At 72.2% G+C, this 17,315-nt stretch carries 12 protein-coding genes and 2 pseudogenes; 6 read left to right on the top strand and 8 right to left on the bottom strand.

Annotation, left to right across the window (positions count from 1 at the left end; translation table 11 throughout):
- The first annotated feature begins 57 nt into the window (after positions 1 to 57).
- From LRS14_RS26165 to LRS14_RS26155, 3 genes are read left to right on the top strand one after another with little or no spacing between them, the layout of a single operon-like run.
- Positions 58 to 2,361 (top strand): FdhF/YdeP family oxidoreductase, encoded by a 2,304-nt coding sequence (locus LRS14_RS26165; protein WP_257801683.1) that lies wholly within the window; start codon positions 58 to 60, stop codon positions 2,359 to 2,361.
- 36 nt (positions 2,362 to 2,397) lie between these two features.
- The gene (locus LRS14_RS26160) at positions 2,398 to 2,661 is read left to right on the top strand and encodes a VF530 family protein (protein WP_257801682.1); all 264 of its coding nucleotides are present in this window, start codon (positions 2,398 to 2,400) and stop codon (positions 2,659 to 2,661) included.
- Between the two features lie 5 nt (positions 2,662 to 2,666).
- Entirely contained in the window at positions 2,667 to 2,876 is a 210-nt protein-coding gene (locus LRS14_RS26155) for a SlyX family protein (RefSeq protein ID WP_046116116.1), read from the top strand.
- A 3-nt stretch (positions 2,877 to 2,879) separates the two neighbouring features.
- On the opposite strand, the gene LRS14_RS26150 is transcribed toward LRS14_RS26155, so the two are convergent.
- A complete protein-coding gene (locus LRS14_RS26150; RefSeq protein WP_157039839.1) occupies positions 2,880 to 3,158 on the bottom strand; it encodes a hypothetical protein in 279 nt (92 codons plus the stop codon).
- Positions 3,159 to 3,471: 313 nt separating this feature from the next.
- Positions 3,472 to 4,452 (bottom strand): PQQ-dependent catabolism-associated beta-propeller protein, encoded by a 981-nt coding sequence (locus LRS14_RS26145; protein WP_257801681.1) that lies wholly within the window; start codon positions 4,450 to 4,452, stop codon positions 3,472 to 3,474.
- Positions 4,453 to 4,576: 124 nt separating this feature from the next.
- Between LRS14_RS26145 and LRS14_RS26140 the strand changes: the two genes are divergently transcribed.
- From LRS14_RS26140 to LRS14_RS26130, 3 genes are all read left to right on the top strand, one after another.
- Complete coding sequence (locus LRS14_RS26140; protein ID WP_257801680.1) at positions 4,577 to 5,329, top strand: class I SAM-dependent methyltransferase; 753 nt, start codon at positions 4,577 to 4,579, stop codon at positions 5,327 to 5,329.
- A gap of 69 nt (positions 5,330 to 5,398) precedes the next feature.
- Positions 5,399 to 6,661, top strand: a complete 1,263-nt coding sequence (locus LRS14_RS26135; protein ID WP_052736344.1) for a phosphatidylserine/phosphatidylglycerophosphate/cardiolipin synthase family protein — start codon at positions 5,399 to 5,401, stop codon at positions 6,659 to 6,661.
- A 37-nt stretch (positions 6,662 to 6,698) separates the two neighbouring features.
- Entirely contained in the window at positions 6,699 to 8,786 is a 2,088-nt protein-coding gene (locus LRS14_RS26130) for a PAS domain-containing sensor histidine kinase (RefSeq protein ID WP_257801679.1), read from the top strand.
- A 10-nt stretch (positions 8,787 to 8,796) separates the two neighbouring features.
- On the opposite strand, the pseudogene LRS14_RS30815 reads toward LRS14_RS26130, so the two are convergent.
- From LRS14_RS30815 to kdpF, 6 genes and pseudogenes are all read right to left on the bottom strand, one after another.
- Positions 8,797 to 9,456: pseudogene (locus LRS14_RS30815) on the bottom strand (response regulator); the annotation flags it as partial.
- A gap of 72 nt (positions 9,457 to 9,528) precedes the next feature.
- Positions 9,529 to 12,249: pseudogene (locus tag LRS14_RS26120) on the bottom strand (DUF4118 domain-containing protein); the annotation flags it as partial.
- A 58-nt stretch (positions 12,250 to 12,307) separates the two neighbouring features.
- Positions 12,308 to 12,907: a potassium-transporting ATPase subunit KdpC gene (kdpC, locus tag LRS14_RS26115; protein ID WP_257801678.1), complete on the bottom strand. Its 600-nt coding sequence runs from the start codon at positions 12,905 to 12,907 to the stop codon at positions 12,308 to 12,310.
- 20 nt (positions 12,908 to 12,927) lie between these two features.
- A complete protein-coding gene (gene kdpB / locus LRS14_RS26110; protein WP_257801677.1) occupies positions 12,928 to 15,018 on the bottom strand; it encodes a potassium-transporting ATPase subunit KdpB in 2,091 nt (696 codons plus the stop codon).
- Between the two features lie 11 nt (positions 15,019 to 15,029).
- Entirely contained in the window at positions 15,030 to 16,742 is a 1,713-nt protein-coding gene (gene kdpA / locus LRS14_RS26105) for a potassium-transporting ATPase subunit KdpA (protein ID WP_046113649.1), read from the bottom strand.
- The gene (gene kdpF / locus LRS14_RS26100; RefSeq protein ID WP_083440609.1) at positions 16,739 to 16,834 is read right to left on the bottom strand and encodes a K(+)-transporting ATPase subunit F; all 96 of its coding nucleotides are present in this window, start codon (positions 16,832 to 16,834) and stop codon (positions 16,739 to 16,741) included. Before kdpF ends, kdpA begins: the two co-directional genes overlap by 4 nt.
- Positions 16,835 to 17,315: the final 481 nt, after the last annotated feature.

The following is a 17,315-nucleotide window of genomic DNA, read 5'->3' as shown; positions in this document are numbered from 1 at the left end:
GCAGGTGCATTGATTGCCGCAGCCACCGTTCCGCAGTACCGCATCCGAAGGCCCGCCATGAGCAACGACGTCGAGATCCAGCCCTATGACGGCCCGGTGGGTGGCTGGGGCTCCGTGAGCTCCATCGCGCGCCGCGTGCGGGACGACGACGCGCCCACCGCGCTGCCGGAGCTGGCGCGGCAGAACAAGCCCGACGGCTTCGCCTGCGTCTCCTGCGCCTGGGCCAAGCCGGCCAATGCGCACCTGGCCGAGTTCTGCGAGAACGGCGCCAAGGCCACCTTCGCCGAGCTGACCCGCCGCCGCGTGGGCGCCGAGTTCTTTGCCCGCCATGCGGTGTCCGAACTGCTGGGCTGGCCCGACCAGGCGCTGGAGCACGAAGGCCGCCTCACCGAGCCGCTGCGCTACGACGCGGCCACCGACCGCTACGTGCCGGTGGGCTGGCAGGAGGCTTTCGCCGACATCGGCGCGCAGCTGAAGGCGCTGCAGGCCACGCCCGATGCCACGGTGTTCTACACCTCCGGCCGCGCCTCGCTGGAGACGGCCTACCTGTACCAGCTGTTCGCGCGGCTGTACGGCACCAACAACCTGCCCGACAGCTCCAACATGTGCCACGAGAGCACCTCCGTGGCCCTGAAGGCCGCGCTGGGCGTGCCGGTAGGCACCGTGAAGCTGGAGGACTTCGAGCACACCGACTGCCTGTTCTTCTTCGGCCAGAACGTGGGCAGCAACAGCCCGCGCATGCTGCATCCGCTGCAGGCCGCCAGCGAACGCGGCGTGCCCATCATCGTGTTCAACCCGCTGCATGAGCGCGGGCTGGAGGAGTTCACCAATCCGCAGCGGCCGCTGCAGATGGCCACCCGCAGCACCACGCGCATCGCCTCGCGCTACCACGCGGTGAAGCCGGGCGGCGACATCGCGGCCATCACCGGCCTGTGCAAGGCGCTGCTGGAGCTGGACGATGCCGCCCAGGCCGATGGCCGGCCACGGCTGCTCGACACCGCCTTCATCGCGCAGCACACCCACGGCTTCGACGACTTCGCCGCCTTCGTGCGGGCGCAGGCCTGGCCCGACATCGAGGCCGCCAGCGGCCTGCGGCGCTCGGCGCTCACCGAGAGCGCGCAGGTGTATGCCAAGGCCAGTGCCACCATCGGCGTCTACGGCATGGGCCTGACCCAGCACGAGCTGGGCGTGGACAACGTGCGCATGCTGGTCAACCTGCTGCTGATGCGCGGCAACATCGGCAAGCCCGGCGCCGGCGCCTGCCCGGTGCGTGGCCACTCCAACGTGCAGGGCCAGCGCACCGTGGGCATCGCCGAGAAGCCCGAGCTGGTGCCGCTGGACCGGCTGGCCGCGCAGTACGGCTTCGAGCCGCCGCGCCACAAGGGCATGAACACGGTGGAAGCCTGCGAAGGCGTGCTGGACGGCCGGGTGCAGGCCTTCATCGGCCTGGGCGGCAACTTCGTGCGGGCGGTGCCCGACCACCATGCCATCGAGCCGGCTTGGCGCCGGCTGCAGCTCACGGTGCATGTGGCCACCAAGCTCAACCGCAGCCACCTGCTGCCCGGCGCCACCAGCTACCTGCTGCCCTGCCTGGGCCGCATCGAGCGCGACCTGCAGGCCGGTGGCGTGCAGACGGTGAGCGTGGAGGACAGCACCGCCTGCATCCATGCCTCCCGCGGCCAGCATGCGCCGGCCAGCGAGCACCTGCTGTCCGAGCCCGCCATCGTCGCCGGCCTGGCGCGGGCCACGCTGGCACCCAATCCGCAGGTGGACTGGACCGCATGGGTGGCGGACTACGGCCGCGTGCGCGATGCCATCGAGGCCACCTGGCCCGACCAGTTCGCGCAGTTCAACCAGCGCATGCACCAGCCCGGCGGCTTCGCGCGGCCGCTGCCGGCGGCGCAGCGGCAATGGAACACCGAGAGCGGCAAGGCCGAGTTCAAGGTGCCGCCGCGGCTGGACGCCGCCTTCGCCGGCGATGGCGGCCCCGACGTGCTGCGCCTGGTCACGCTGCGCAGCAACGACCAGTTCAACACCACGGTGTACGGCTACGACGACCGGCTGCGCGGCATCCAGGGCACCCGCGACGTGCTGCTGATGAACCGGGACGACATGCGGCGCCTGGGCGTGGCCGACGGCAGCCAGGTGACGCTGGCCTGCGCCGCCGCCGATGCCGGCCCGGCCGACGGCGTGCTGCGCGAGGTGTCCGGCCTGCGGGTGGTGGCCTACGACCTGCCGCCGGGCTGCTGCGCAGGCTACTACCCCGAATGCAACCCGGTGGTGCCGCTGAACCACCATGCGCGCGAGAGCAAGGTGCCGGCGGTCAAGTCGGTGCCGGTGCGGGTGCGTGCCGCCGCCTGACGCCGCGCGCGGCCGGCATGGAATACTGCCGCCCCCATGACCGACGCACCCGCCCCCGCCAGCCAGCCCCGCAACCCGTTGCACGGCATGACGCTGGAGGCCATCGTCACGGCGCTGGTAGCGCACTACGGCTGGCCCGGCCTGGCCGAGCGGGTGCCGCTGCGCTGCTTCAGCACCGACCCCAGCGTGGCCTCCAGCCTGAAGCTGCTGCGCAAGACGCCCTGGGCGCGCGAGAAGGTAGAAGGCCTCTACCTCTTCATGCTGCGCGAGCAGCGGCGCGGCCCCCGCGGCGGCGCCTGAACACCATGTCCACCGACGACGACCGACTGACCGAGCTGGAGATCAAGGCCAGCTTCACCGAGGACCTGCTGGACCGCCTGAACGACATCGTGGTGCGCCAGCAGGCCCAGATCGACCTGCTGCTGCGCGAGGTGGCCCAGCTGCGGCGGGAGCAGCCGGCGCCCGATGCGATGCCGTTGCGCAGCCTGCGCGACGAGCTGCCGCCGCACTACTAGTCGTCAGTGGTCGTCCAGCAGCCCGGCGGCGGCCAGGCCGATGCGCAGCGAGGACAGCCGGTGCTGCAGGTCGGCTTCGCGCTGTTCGCCGGCGCGGGCGGCCTCGCCCATCTCGGCCAGCAGGCGGCGCTGCGCGGCCAGCGCCACGCCCTGGCGCACCGTGGGGTTCTGCTCGTACTTGCGGGCCAGCCAGTCGGCGCGGGCCTCCAGGCGCGCCTGCCAGGCCCGCAGCACCTGCGGCTGCATGGAGTCGGACTCTTCAAGGACGCGCCATGTGAACATGGCCGGCAGGGTAGCGGCAGGTCCGGCGGCTGGCGAGCCCGTCAGGCGGTTACTGTTGACCGCGCGGGCCTGGGGACGACGATGGTTGCATCTGCAAACAATTCCGGCTTGTGCGGCGCAGCATTTTGTCGGGATACGGCCTATACTCCGCTCGTCCGAAGCGCAAAACCGCCGCCAAGATTGAGGCGAATCCAGGGAACTCGTACCCCTGCGCAAAGAAGCCGTCATCCGCCACCCCGAGGGGCCGGCGATGTCCGGAAGCCGAGCCCGCCGCCAGAGATGGCCGCGGGCTTTTCTTATGGCTGCGCCGGATTCACTCCACGATCACCAGGCCATAGGGCACCCGCCCCACCGGAATGCTCCTGACGGCCTTGGCCGCGGCCACGTCCACCACCGTCACGTCGTCGCTCAGGCCATTGACGACGTAGAGCCGCTGCCCGGCCTTGTCCAGCGTGACGTTCCACGCCCGCTTGCCCACCAGCACCAGGTCGGTCACCTTGCGCGCCGCCACGTCCACGAAGGCCACGTGGTTGGCCCGGCCCAGCGCCACGAAGGCCCGCTTGCCGTCCGCGCTCATCTGGATGCCCACCGGCGTGATGTCCTCGGCCCGCGCGCCTTTGACCTCGAACTTCAGCGTGTGCGTCACCTCGTGCGTGGCGGTGGACACGATGCTCACCGTCGCATCCAGCTCGTTGGTGATCCACAGCTGCTGGCCGTCGGGCGTGAAGGCCATGCGCCGCGGCCGCTTGCCCGCCTTGATGTTCTTGACGATCTTGCCGCTGGCCACGTCGATCGCATGCACGAGGTTGGCCACCTCGGAGGTGACGTACACCAGCTTGCCGTCGGCACTCACCTTCACACCCTCGGGCTCGCCGCCCACCTTCACCGACTTGAGCTTCTTGCCGCTGGCGAAGTCGATGAAGCTGGCCTCGCCGTCGTCCTCGTTCGACACGTAGATCGTCCTGCCGTCGGGCGAGAGGTCGAAGGCCTCCGGCTCGTCGCCCAGCGGAATGCGCCGCACCGACTTGTTGCTGGCCGGGTCGATCAGGTCGGCCGCATTGCTGTCGGTGCAGGCCACCAGCAGCTGGCGCTGCGGCGTGAGCATCATGTGGCGCCCGCGCTTGCAGGTGGGCACCGTGCCCTTGACGGTGAGCGTGCCCAGGTCGATCAGCGTCAGCGCATCGTCCTTCTCGCTGGACACGTAGGCCGTGCCCTGCGCGGCAGCGCCGGCGCAGGCCAGGGCGCCGGCCAGCAGGCAGGCCGCCAGGCGCGCGGTGGGAAGAGCTTGCGGCATCGGTCAGTCTCCGTCGTGGTGCTGTGGGAGGCCAAACTAACCAAGCGCTGCAGCCTGCAACAGGGAAAATTTCCCGGGAATGCGGCTTGCAACCGCGCTGCCCACACCTCTGGGAGCCGTGCCGATGACATCACCCGGCGACAACCGCCTGCACGAGCCCGCTGCCCCGCCTGCGCCTGCCGCCGCGCGGCTCGACCCGCCCGCGGCGACCGGGGTGGAGCGCACCTACGACCGCATGGCCGGCCTGTACGACCTGATGTTCGGCCAGGTGCTGGCGCCCGGCCGCCGCGCGATGTGCAGCGCCGCCGCGGCGCTGCAGCCCGCGCGGCTGCTGGAGGTGGGCGTGGGCACCGGCCTGACGCTGGCCCACTATCCCGCGGCGACGCAGGTGGTGGGCATCGACGTGTCGGCCGACATGCTGGCCCGCGCCCGCCAGCGCGCCGCCGCGCTGCCCGGCCGCCGGGTGGAGCTGCACCGCATCGACGCCGAGCACATGCCGTTCGACGATGCCAGCTTCGACTGCGTCACCGTGCCCTACGTGCTGTCGGTCACACCCGATCCGGCGCGGCTGGTGCGCGAGATCCGCCGCGTGTGCAAGCCCGACGGCACGGTGCTGGTGGTCAACCATTTCAGCGGCAGCCGCTTCTGGTGGCTGATGGAGCGGGCCGTGCGGTCGCTGGCCGACCACGTGGGCTTCCGCTCCGATTTCCGCTACGACGAGCACATCCTGGCGCATGACTGGCAGGTGCTGTCCGTCAAGCCGGTGAACCTGTTCGGCCTGTCGCGCCTGGTGGTGCTGCGCAATGCCGCGCCCGGGCCCGCGGGTGCCAGGGTGCTGCCGTTCCCTGGCGGCGGACGCGCCGGCCGCGCCCCGTAACAAGGGGCCCCTCCGCGGCGCGGGCTCGCCAGTTGCAAGCCGGGTGGCAAACAACCGGCGGAGGCGGGCATGGGTGGTGCGTTCTGGGGTGGTCTGCTGGCCGCCATGGTGGTGGTGCAGCTGCTGGTGATCTGGTCGATACGCCGCCACCGCGATCCTTCGCTGAAGATCGAATGCGACAGCCCCATCGACGAGTTGATGCCCACGCTGGCCGGCCTGACGCTGGGCACCGCGCTGCCCGGCAACCGCGTGGAGGTGCATGAGAACGGCGCCTTCTTCGACGTGCTGCTCGCGCGCATCGCCGCGGCGCAGAAGTCGGTGCACTTCGAGACCTTCCTGTGGAAGGACGGCGTGCTCGGCCGGCGCCTGGCCGCCGCGCTGGCCGAGCGGGCCCGCGCCGGCCTGAAGGTGCGGGTGCTGCTGGATGCGCAGGGCTCCAAGAACGCCGGCAAGGAGGTGGTGGACGCCATGCGCGAGGCGGGCTGCCGCGTCACCTTCTTCCACAAGCGGGCGCTGCGCAACATCGGCGTGTTCAACGACCGCGACCACCGCAAGATCGTCATCCTCGACGGCCGCGAGGCCTTCGTGGGCGGCCACTGCATCGTGGACGACTGGCTGGGCGACGCGGAGGACGGCCAGCACTTCGCCGACGTGAGCCTGCACCTGCACGGCCCCATCGTGCACAGCCTGCAGGGCGCCTTCAGCGAGAACTGGGCCGGCGAGACCGGTGAGCTCTTCGTGGGCGAGGCGGTGTTCCCGCCCCTGCAGCCGGCCGGCGACCTCACCATCCATGCGGTGTACGCCAAGCCGGAGAACTCGTCGCCCGCGGTGAAGATCCTGCATCACACCGCCATCTGCCTGGCGCGCAAGCGGCTGTGGATCCAGAACCCCTACTTCATCCCGGAGCCGGAAGCCATCGACGCCTTCGGCTCGGCCGTCAAGCGCGGCGTGGACGTGCGGGTGCTGATGCCTTCGACCAGCGGCTCCGACAACCCCATGGTGCAGCATGCCGGCCACCGCAACTTCGAGAAGCTGCTGCGCTGCGGCGTGCGGCTGTTCGAGTACCCGCACACGCTGCTGCACCAGAAGATCATGACGGTGGACGGCGCATGGTGCGCCATCGGCTCCAGCAACTTCGACGACCGCAGCTTCGAGATCAACGACGAGATCAGCCTGTCCATCGCCGACCGCGCGCTGGCCGAGCGGCTGGACGCCATCTTCGAGCGCTATGCGCAGCGCGCCGTCGAGATCGACCTCGAGACCTGGACCCGCCGCGGCACCTGGCACAAGCTGAAGGACAACACCTTCTACCTGCTCAACGAGCTGCTGTGAGCCGCGCGCCGGGCCGGGCCGGGCAGAATCGGCCCGCATGAGCCCGCCGTCCCGCCCCGACCCCTCGATCTTCCTGAGCGACGGCGGCGAAGTGGGCAGGCTGATGCGCGGCATGGACTGGGTCGCCCATCCGCTGGGCCCGGTGGCCGGCTGGCCGCCGGCGCTGCGCAGCATGGTGGCCGCCTGCCTCAACTCGCCGATGCTGGGCACGGTGCTGTGGGGGCCGGAGCTGCGCATGCTCTACAACGACGCCTACATCCCGTCGATGGGCGAGCGCCATCCCTGGGCCCTGGGCCGTCCGGTGGCGCAGGTGTGGGGCAGCGCCTGGGAGGCGGTGTCGCCCGCCTTCTTCGAGGTGCTGCGCACCGGCCGCGGCATGCAGCAGCAGCGGGTGCCGCTGCCCATCGAGCGCCATGGCCGCCGGGTGGACACCTGGTGGGATTTCACCGCCACGCCCATCCGCGACGAGAGCGGCGCCATCGTCGGTCTGCTGAACCAGGGCAGCGAGATCACCGACCGCGTGCTGGCCGAGCAGCGGCGCGACGCGGCCGAGGCCGACCTGCGGGCCCTCACGCGCGAGCTGGCGGCGCGGGTGGAGGAGCGCACCCGCGACCGCAATGCGTTGTGGACGCTGTCCTCCGACCTGATGCTGCGCTGCCGCTTCGACGGCGAGATGGTGGCGGTGAACCCGGCCTGGACCGACCTGCTGGGCTGGACGCCGGAGCAGCTCGTCGGCCACTCGGTGTTCGAGCTGATCCACCCCGACGACGTGGCCCCGACGCGCGAAGGGGCGCAGGCCGCCTCGCAGGGGCGGCCGCTGGTGGCGCTGCGCAACCGCTACCGCCACCGCGACGGCAGCTACCGCCACATCGAATGGAACACCCGCTCCGCCGACGGGCTGATCAATGCCGTGGGCCGCAACGTGACCGAGGTGGAGGCCCAGGCGGCCGCGCTGGCGGCTTCGCAGGAGCAGCTGCGCCAGTCGCAGAAGCTGGAGGCCATCGGCCAGCTCACCGGCGGCGTGGCGCACGACTTCAACAACCTGCTGGCCGGCATCACCGGCAGCCTGGAGCTGCTGCGCCGCCGCGTGGCCGAGGGCCGGCTGCAGGACATCGACCGGCTGGTGACCATGGGCCTGGGCGCGGCCCGCCGCGCCGCCGCGCTCACCCACCGCCTGCTGGCCTTCGCACGGCGGCAGACGCTGGCGCCCAAGGCGCTGTCGGTGAACCGGCTGGTGGTGGGCATGGAGGAGCTGGTGCGCCGCGCGCTGGGCCCCGGCATCACGCTGCGGGTGGTGCTGGGCCCCGAGCTGTGGACCACGCTGGCCGACCCGCACCAGGTGGAGAACGCGCTGCTCAACCTGTGCATCAACGCGCGCGACGCGATGCCCGGCGGCGGCACGCTGACCATCACCACGGCCAACCGCCACGTGCTGCCGGGCGAGCCGTCGGGCGCCGACGTGGCACCGGGCGCCTATGTGTGCCTGAGCGTGGCGGACGACGGCATGGGCATGCCGCCGGACGTGGTGGCCCGTGCCTTCGAGCCCTTCTTCACCACCAAGCCGATGGGCATGGGCACCGGCCTGGGCCTGTCGATGATCTACGGCTTCGCCAAGCAGTCGGGCGGCGGCGTGGAGATCCGCTCCAGCGTGGGCCAGGGCACCCGCGTGTGCCTGTACCTGCCGCGGCACGAGGGCCTGGCCGCCGACGATCCGGCGCCCGCCGAGGCGCAGCCGATGCCGCGCGCCCGCGGCGGCCGCACGGTGCTGGTGGTGGACGACGACGCCCCGGTGCGCGGCCTGGTGGCCGAGGTGGTGGAGGAGATGGGCTACCACGTGCTGCAGGCGCCCGAGGCCGCCGCCGCCCTGCAGCTGCTGCGTTCCGACGCCGCCATCCACCTGATGGTGACCGACGTGGGCCTGCCCGGCGGCATGAACGGCCGCGAGCTGGCCGATGCCGCGCAGGCGCTGCGGCCGGCGTTGAAGGTGCTGTTCATCACCGGCTATGCGGAAAACGCGGTGTTCGGCGGCCTGCAGCCGCAGCCGGGCCTGCAGGTGCTGACCAAGCCCTTCGAGCTGGCGGCGCTGGCCGCGCAGGTGGACGGCCTGATGGCCGGCGCCAGCTGAGGCAGCGGCCTCAGGGCAGGAAGCGGTAGCCGATGCCGGCCTCGGTGACGAGGTGGGCCGGCATCGACGGATCGGCCTCCACCTTCTTGCGCAGGTTGGCCATGTGCACCCGGACATAGTGGGTGTCCTGCGCATGGCCGGGGCCCCACACGGCCTTGAGCAGCTGCTGGTGCGTCAGCACGCGGTCGGGCTGGGTGGCCAGCAGCGTCAGCAGCTTGTATTCGATGGGCGTGAGGTGCAGCGCCTGGCCCTCGCGCTGCACCGTGCGGCGCGCCAGGTCGATGCTCACCGCGCCGAAGGCGATGGTGGTGGCGCCCTCGGCCGTCTGCCGGTAGTGGCGGCGCAGCTGGGCCCGCACGCGCGCCAGCAGTTCGCCCGCGCCGAAGGGCTTGGCCAGGTAGTCGTCGGCGCCGGCATCCAGCGCGGCGATCTTGTCGGCCTCGGCGCTGCGGGCCGACAGCACGATGATGGGCAGCGCCGACCAGCCGCGCAGCGCCTGGATCAGCGCCACGCCGTCGCCATCGGGCAGGCCCAGGTCCAGCACCAGCAGGTCGGGCCGCCGGGTGGCGGCCTCGATGCGGCCGCGCTCGATGGTGTCGGCCTCGAACACCTCGTGGCCTTCGCCTTCCAGCACCAGGCGCACCACGCGGCGGATCTCGGCCTCGTCCTCCACGACCAGGATGCGGGGGCGGGGCGCTTGTTCGGCGGTGGTCATGGCGTGGTGGTGTCGGAGGGGGGAGGCCAGCGCGGCATCGCGGCCGTCGTCCTGCGGCGGCTGGCCCAGCGGCAGGCGGATGGTGAAGCGGGCGCCCCGGGCGTCCGGCCCGGTGCCCGGCCGGGCACCGGCGTGGATGCTGCCGCCATGCGCCTGCACGATGGCACGGCACAGCGCCAGGCCCAGGCCCACGCCCGGGGTAGCGCTTTCCTTGCTGCCGCGCTCGAACTTCTCGAACAGCTGTTCCTCGCGGCCGGCGGGCAGGCCGGGGCCGTGGTCGTCCACGGTGATCTCCAGCCGGCCGTCGGCCAGCCGGGCGCCGATCTCGATGGCGCTGCCGGCGGGCGTGTACTTGGCCGCGTTCTCCAGCAGGTTGGCCAGCACGCGCTCGAACAGCACCGCATCCAGCAGCACCAGCGGCAGCCCCTCGGCCAGCTTCACGGCCAGGGGCCGGCCGGCCAGCAGCGGCGCGCAGCCGGCCAGCGCCGCGCCCACCACTTCCTCCAGCGGCTGCCAGGCGCGATTGAGCTGCACCGCGCCGGCCTGCAGCCGGGCCATGTCCAGCAGGTTGTTGACCAGCGCGCCCATGCGCAGCGCCGACTGGCGGATGGCCTGGGTGATCTCCGCCTGCACCGAGGGCGGCTGCGGCGGCTGCAGCGCCAGCGCATCGGCCAGGCCCACCAGGGCCGACAGCGGCGTGCGCAGGTCGTGCGAGATGGCCGACAGCAACGAGTTGCGCAGCCGCTCCGATTCGATCTGCACCGTGCTGGCCTGCGCCACGTCGATGTAGTGGATGCGCTCCAGCGAGATGGCCAGCAGCGAGGCGCAGGTCTCCAGCAGCCGGCGCTGCTCCGGCCCCGGCGGATGCGGGCTGGGCGTGTGCACCGCCAGCACGCCGCGCACGCGCATCGGCGCCTTCAGCGGCAGCACTAGGCAGGCGCTGGCGGGCAGGGTGTCGGTGCCGCGGCCGGCCGGGCTGGCGCGGTCGAAGGCCCATTGCGCCACGCCCGCATCCACCTGCGCGGTGGCGCCGGGCAGCACCACCAGGCGGTCGTCGGCATCGGCGGCCAGCACCGCCGAGCCGGCATCGAACTCGGCCTTCAGGAAGCGCGCCCCGATCTCGGCCACCTGCTCCGGCAGCAGCGCGGCGGAGAGGTCGCGCGCCATCTCGTACAGGCCGCGCACCCGGTGCTCGCGCTGGCGGGCCGCCTCGGCCTGCGCCTTCAGCCCGGCGGTGAGCTGCCCGATCACCAGCGCCACCACCAACATCACCCCGAAGGTGACCAGGTACTGCACGTCGCTCACCGCGAAGGAGAAGCGCGGCGAGACGAACAGCAGGTCGAACAGGCCCACGCCCACCACCGCGGCCACCACCGCCGGCCCGCGGCCCCAGCGCAGCGCCACGCCCACCACCACCAGCAGGAACAGCATCACGATGTTGCTCAGCTCCAGCCGGCCCAGCAGCGGCGTGGACAGCAGCGCGGTGAGGGCGCAGGCCGCCACCGCGGCCGCATGGCCGCGCCAGCGCAGCGGTGCCGCCGGTGCGGCGCCCCAGGGGCTGGACGGCATCGCGGCCGGGGCGGGCAGTGCGGGCCCGGCCACCTGCAGCAGCTCCAGTTCCTGGCCCAGCGCGGCCAGGCGGGCGGCCAGCGGCGGCTGCCAGGGCCAGTGCCGCCGCGCCGGCCGGCCCAGCACCAGGCGCACCAGGTTGTGCTCCCGGGCATGCCGCACCAGCGCGGGCGCGGCCTCGGGTGCGGTGAGGGTCGTGGTGCTGGCCGCGCCCAACTCGTCGGCCAGCCGCAGCACGCGCAGCACCTGCTGGCGGCGGGCTTCCGGCAGCGCCTGCACCGCGGGCGTTTCCACGTGCACCGCATGCCAGGGCACATCCATCTGCGCGGCCTGGCGGGCACAGCTGCGCACCACGGCCTCGGCCTGCGGGCCGGTGCCCACGCAGGCCAGCAGCGCCGGGCGGTTGGGCCACACGGCGGGGCCGGCCTCGCTGCGGCGCCAGGCCTGCATCTGGCCGTCCACGCGGTCGGCGGCGCGGCGCAGCGTCAGCTCGCGCAGCGCCAGCAGGTTGCCCTTGCGGAAGAAGTGGGCGGCCGCGCGCTCGGCCTGGGGCGGCAGGTACACCTTGCCGGCCTTCAGGCGCGCCAGCAGCTCGTCGGGCGGCAGGTCGACCACCACCACTTCGTCCGCCTGGTCGAACAGGCGGTCGGGCACCGTCTCGCGCACCCGCACGCCGGTGATGCCGCCGACGATGTCGTTCAGGCTTTCCAGGTGCTGCACGTTCATCGTGGTCCACACGTGCACGCCGGCGGCCAGCAGCTCCTCCACGTCCTGCCAGCGCTTGGGATGGCGGGCACCGGGCGCATTGCTGTGGGCCAGCTCGTCCAGCAGCAGCAGCGCGCCCGGATGCCGGGCGGCGAAGGCCAATGCCGCATCGAGGTCGAACTCGGCCAGCGTGCGGCCGCGGTGGGCCACGGCCTGCAGCGGCAGGCGCGGCAGGCCCTGCAGCAGCGCCTCGGTCTCGGCGCGGCCATGGGTCTCGGCCAGGCCCACCTGCAGCGGCATGCCTTGCGCCAGCGCGGCGTGGGCGGCCTGCAGCATGGCGCAGGTCTTGCCGACGCCCGCCGAGGCGCCGAAGAAGATCTTCAGCCGGCCGCGGCGGGCGCCGGCCTCCTCGCGCTGCACCCGGGCCAGCAGGGCATCGGGATCGGGGCGCTGCGGGTCACCGGCACGGCTCATCGGGCGGTGGTGTTGCGCATGCTCATGGCGCCATGTTCCCACGCACGGGCCGCCTGCCTCAGCGGCGCGCCAGTTCGTCCAGCGCCAGGTTCAGCGCCAGCACGTTCACCCGCGGCTCGCCCAGGAAGCCGAGCACCCGGCCTTGGGTGTGGGCCTGCACCAGGGCCTGCACCTGCGCCAGCGGCACGCCGCGCAGCCGCGCCACGCGCGGCGCCTGGTAACCGGCCGCGGCGGGGCTGATGTGCGGGTCCAGCCCGCTGGCGGAGGCGGTCACCAGGTCCACCGGCACCGGCTGCGTGTTGCCGGGATCGGCCGCGCGCAGCGCTGCAATGCGAGCCTGCACCGCCTCGCGCAGCGCCGGGTTCAGCGGGCCCAGGTTGGAGCCGCCGGATGCGCCGCCGTTGTAGGGCTGCGGCGCGGTGGCCGATGGCCGGCCCCAGAACTGCGCCGGATCGGTGAAGTGCTGCCCGACCAGCGCCGCGCCGACGACGCGGCCATCGCGCTGCACCAGGCTGCCTGCGGCCTGCGCCGGAAAGGCCGCCTGTGCCACGCCGGTGACGGCCAGCGGATAGACGATGCCGGTGACGAGCGACAGCACGAGGAACAGCACCAGCGCAGGCCGCAGCAGGCCGGGGGTGGAGAGGGAAGTCTGGTTCATGGCAAGAGGAGGTGAGGGGTTCAGGCCAGGCCGGCGGCTGCGATCAGCAGGTCGATGGCCTTGATGCCGATGAAGGGCACGACGACGCCGCCCAGGCCGTAGATGGCCAGGTTGCGCCGCAGCAGCGCGGCCGCGCCCACCGCCCGGTAGGCCACGCCGCGCAGCGCCAGCGGAATCAGCACCACGATCACCAGCGCGTTGAACACCACCGCCGACAGGATGGCCGACGACGGGCTGGCCAGCTGCATCACGTTGAGTGCCGACAGCTGCGGCCAGGTGCCCACAAAGGCGGCCGGCACGATGGCGAAGTACTTGGCCAGGTCGTTGGCGATGCTGAAGGTGGTGAGGGCGCCGCGGGTCATCAGCATCTGCTTGCCCGTCTCCACGATCTCGATCAGCTTGGTGGGATTGCTGTCCAGGTCCACCATGTTGCCGGCCTCCTTGGCGGCCTGGGTGCCGGTGTTCATCGCCACCGCCACGTCGGCCTGGGCCAGGGCCGGCGCATCGTTGGTGCCGTCGCCGGTCATGGCCACCAGCCGACCGGCGGCCTGGTGCTCGCGGATCAGCGCCAGCTTGGCCTCGGGCGTGGCCTCGGCCAGGAAGTCGTCCACGCCGGCCTCGGCCGCGATGGCGGCGGCGGTCAGGCGGTTGTCGCCGGTCACCATCACGGTCTGGATGCCCATGCGGCGCAGCTCGGCAAAGCGCTCCTTGATGCCGCCCTTGACCACGTCCTTCAGCTCCACCAGGCCCAGCACGCGGGCGCCCTCGGCCACCACCAGCGGCGTGCTGCCGCGGCGCGAGACCTCGTCCACCGCAGCCTGCAGCGCCGGCGGAAAGCTGCCGCCCAGCGATTCGACATGGCGGCGCAGCGCGTCGGCCGCGCCCTTGCGCAGGCTGCGTGGCGCCAGGCCGGCGCCCGCGGGCAGGTCCACGCCGCTCATGCGGGTCTGCGCGGTGAAGTGCACGAAGCTGGCGCCCTGCGCCGCGCCGTCGTGCTCGCGCAGGCCGTGCTGCTGCCGGGCCAGCACCACGATGCTGCGGCCCTCGGGCGTCTCGTCGGCCAGCGAGGCCAGCTGCGCCGCCTCGGCCAGCGCAGCCACCGTGACGCCCGTTGAGGGAATGAACTGGTGCGCCTGGCGGTTGCCCAGCGTGATCGTGCCGGTCTTGTCCAGCAGCAGCACGTCCACGTCGCCGGCGGCCTCCACCGCGCGGCCGGAAGTGGCGATGACGTTGGCCTGCAGCATGCGGCTCATGCCGGCCACGCCGATGGCGCCGAGCAGGCCCGCGATGGTGGTGGGGATCAGGCACACCAGCAGCGCCACCAGCACCACCAGGCCCACCGGCTGGCCGCCGCCGCCCGACACCGCCACGCCAAAGAGCGAGAATGGCAGCAGCGTGGCCACCACGCCCAGGAACACCAGCGTCAGCGCCACCAGCAGGATGGTGAGCGCGATCTCGTTGGGCGTCTTCTGCCGGCTGGCGTTCTCCACCATCGCGATCATGCGGTCGACGAAGGTCTCGCCCGGGTTGACCGTGACACGCACCACCACCCAGTCGGACAGCACCCGCGTGCCGCCGGTGACGGCGCTGAAGTCGCCGCCCGACTCGCGGATCACCGGGGCCGATTCGCCGGTGATGGCGCTCTCGTCCACCGAGGCCACGCCGTCGATCACCTCGCCGTCGGCGGGCACCGTCTCGCCGGCTTCCACCAGCACCACGTCGCCCTGGCGCAGCTGGTCGGCCTCCAGCGGATGCCACTGCATCGCGTCGCGCGGCATGGTGCTGCGCTGCCAGTCGCCCTGCAGGCGCTTGGCCCAGGTGGTCTTCTTCAGCCCGCGCAGGCTGGCGGCCTGGGCCTTGCTGCGGCCTTCGGCCAGCGCCTCCGCGAAGTTGGCGAACAGCACGGTAAACCACAGCCACAGCGCCACCGCGGCGGTGAAGGCCGCGGGCTCGGCGATGGCCAGCGCGGTGGTGAAGGCGCTGCCCACGTACACCACGAACATGACGGGGTTGCGCCACTGCACGCGCGGGTCCAGCTTGCGCAGCGCCTCCAGCAGGGCCGGCCGCAGCAGCACCGGATCGAACAGGGTGGGTTGGGTCTTGCGACTCATCGACAGGTCCTTCACCGTGCCGGCAGCAGCAGCTGCTCGGCCACCGGGCCGAGTGCCAGTGCCGGCACGTAGTTGAGCAGCCCGACCAGCAGCACCGTGCCGATCAGCAGCACGACGAACAGCGGGCCATGCGTGGGCAGCGTGCCCTCGCCGGCAGCGATGCGCTTCTTGGCCGCCAGCGCGCCGGCCATGGCCAGCACTGGCAGCAGCACGCCGAAGCGGCCCAGCCACATGGCCACGGCCAGCAGCACGTTGTAGAAGGGCGTGTTGGCCGACAGGCCGGCGAAGGCGCTGCCGTTGTTGTTGGCGGCCGAGCTCAGCGCGTACAGCACCTCGGTGAAGCCGTGCGGGCCGGGATTGAGCACGCCGGCGCGGCCGGCGTCGGTGAGCACGGCCAGCGCGGTGCCGGCCAGCACCAGCAGCGGCGGCACCAGGATGGCGATGGACACCATCTTCATCTCGTGCGCCTCGATCTTCTTGCCCAGGTATTCCGGCGTGCGGCCGATCATCAGGCCGGCAATGAACACCGCCATCACCGCGAACAGCAGCATGCCGTACAGGCCCGAGCCCACGCCGCCGAACACCACCTCGCCCAGCTGCATCAGCAGCAGCGGCACCGCGCCGCCCAGCGGCGTGAAGCTGTCGTGCATGGCATTGACCGCACCGCAGCTGGCCGCGGTGGTGATGGCTGCGAACAGCGTGGAGGCCTGGATGCCGAAGCGCAGCTCCTTGCCTTCCATGTTGCCGCCGGCCTGGGTGGTGCTGGCGGCATCGTCCACGCCCAGGCCGGCCAGCACCGGGTTGCCCTGCTGCTCGAAGGCGGTGGTGGCCACCACCGCCAGCACCAGCAGCAGGGTCATCGCGGCCAGCACCGCCCAGCCCTGGCGCAGGTCGCCCACCATGCGGCCGAACACGAAGCACAACGCCGCCGGGATGGCCAGGATGGCCAGCATCTGCACGAAGTTGGTCAGCGCGTCCGGGTTCTCGTAGGGATGGGCCGAGTTGGCATTGAAGAAGCCGCCGCCATTGGTGCCCAGCATCTTGATGGCGAGCTGGGAGGCCACCGGCCCGCCCGCCAGCACCTGCGGCGGCCCGCCGGCCAGCGGCTGCTGCACCACGGCATCGGCCGCCAGGTGCTGCACCACGCCCTGGCCGGCCATGAACAGCGCCAGCACGAATGACAGGGGCAGCAGCACCCACAGCGTGGCGCGGGTGAGGTCCACCCACACGTTGCCGATGCCGCCGGCACCATGGCGCGCAAAGCCGCGCACCAGCGCCACCACCACCACGATGCCGGTGGCCGCGGACAGGAAGTTCTGCACCGCCAGGCCGGCCATCTGGGTGAGGTGGCTCATCGTGGTCTCGCCACCGTAGCCCTGCCAGTTGGTGTTGGTGACGAAGCTGATGGCGGTGTTGAAGGCCGAGTCGGGCGACACCGCCGACAGGCCTTGCGGATTGAACGGCAGCCCGCCTTGCAGGCGCTGCAGCGCATACACCGCCAGCACGCCCAGGCCGTTGAACACCAGCAGGCCGGTGGCGTAGGGCAGCCAGCCGGTTTCCTGCCCGGGCTGCACGCCGGCCAGGCGGAACAGCGGGGCCTCCAGCCGCCGGCCCATGGCAAAGCGGCCGGCCATCACCGCATCGATCATGCGGCCCAGCGGCCAGGCCACGGCCAGCAGGGCGGCGAGGAAGGCGGCCAGTTGCAACCAGGCGGCGCCGCTCATGAGAATTTCTCCGGCCGCAGCAGGGCGGCCACCAGCACGACCAGCAGGCCGGCCGCCAGCGCGGCGGCGACCCAGTACCACAGCATGTTCATGGCCGCTGCACCTGCGGCGGTTGCAGCGCCTGGCAGCCATGCGCCAGGGCCAGCATGGCCAGCCAGAGGGCGGCGGCCAGTGCGAGATAGACAAGGTCCATGAGGTCCTCCTTAGAGGAAGACGATGCTAGGCAGCAGGGTGTCAAGACGGTGGCAAGAAGCGGGGGCCGGGTGTCAAGATCGCATCAAGAGGGTGGTGCCTGCTTGTCTAGACAGGTTCTGGCCTGGTTCGCCACGTGGTGGCTTGCTGGGTGTGTGCGGTTTGCGCAGGGCGGTGCGGGCAGGCCCGGCGGCTTAGCTTCCGCGGTCCGTGCTGCGCACGGACTGCCCCGCGCGGCGGCCGAACAAGAACAGCACCGACAGCCGCGGCACAAGCATCCGCCTGACCTGGAGCGCACCGTCCAGCACAAGGCAGCCGAACAAGACACTTCCGACGGCTTACCCGGCAGGAAGGTCAACACTTGCCATTCCCACCCGAGAC

The sequence above is a fragment of the Aquincola sp. J276 genome (genome assembly GCF_024700035.1).
Classification (GTDB): domain Bacteria; phylum Pseudomonadota; class Gammaproteobacteria; order Burkholderiales; family Burkholderiaceae_C; genus Aquincola; species Aquincola tertiaricarbonis.
The sequence above is the reverse complement of the archived record's forward strand: the minus strand, read 5'-3'. Positions and strand labels throughout refer to the sequence as shown.

Coding starts and splice junctions, on each gene's coding strand:
- LRS14_RS26165 (WP_257801683.1), top strand. CDS start 58: ATGAGCAACGACGTCGAGATCCAGCCCTATGACGGCCCGGTGGGTGGC.
- LRS14_RS26160 (WP_257801682.1), top strand. CDS start 2,398: ATGACCGACGCACCCGCCCCCGCCAGCCAGCCCCGCAACCCGTTGCAC.
- LRS14_RS26155 (WP_046116116.1), top strand. CDS start 2,667: ATGTCCACCGACGACGACCGACTGACCGAGCTGGAGATCAAGGCCAGC.
- LRS14_RS26150 (WP_157039839.1), bottom strand. CDS start 3,158: ATGTTCACATGGCGCGTCCTTGAAGAGTCCGACTCCATGCAGCCGCAG.
- LRS14_RS26145 (WP_257801681.1), bottom strand. CDS start 4,452: ATGCCGCAAGCTCTTCCCACCGCGCGCCTGGCGGCCTGCCTGCTGGCC.
- LRS14_RS26140 (WP_257801680.1), top strand. CDS start 4,577: ATGACATCACCCGGCGACAACCGCCTGCACGAGCCCGCTGCCCCGCCT.
- LRS14_RS26135 (WP_052736344.1), top strand. CDS start 5,399: ATGGGTGGTGCGTTCTGGGGTGGTCTGCTGGCCGCCATGGTGGTGGTG.
- LRS14_RS26130 (WP_257801679.1), top strand. CDS start 6,699: ATGAGCCCGCCGTCCCGCCCCGACCCCTCGATCTTCCTGAGCGACGGC.
- kdpC (WP_257801678.1), bottom strand. CDS start 12,907: ATGAACCAGACTTCCCTCTCCACCCCCGGCCTGCTGCGGCCTGCGCTG.
- kdpB (WP_257801677.1), bottom strand. CDS start 15,018: ATGAGTCGCAAGACCCAACCCACCCTGTTCGATCCGGTGCTGCTGCGG.
- kdpA (WP_046113649.1), bottom strand. CDS start 16,742: ATGAGCGGCGCCGCCTGGTTGCAACTGGCCGCCTTCCTCGCCGCCCTG.
- kdpF (WP_083440609.1), bottom strand. CDS start 16,834: ATGAACATGCTGTGGTACTGGGTCGCCGCCGCGCTGGCGGCCGGCCTG.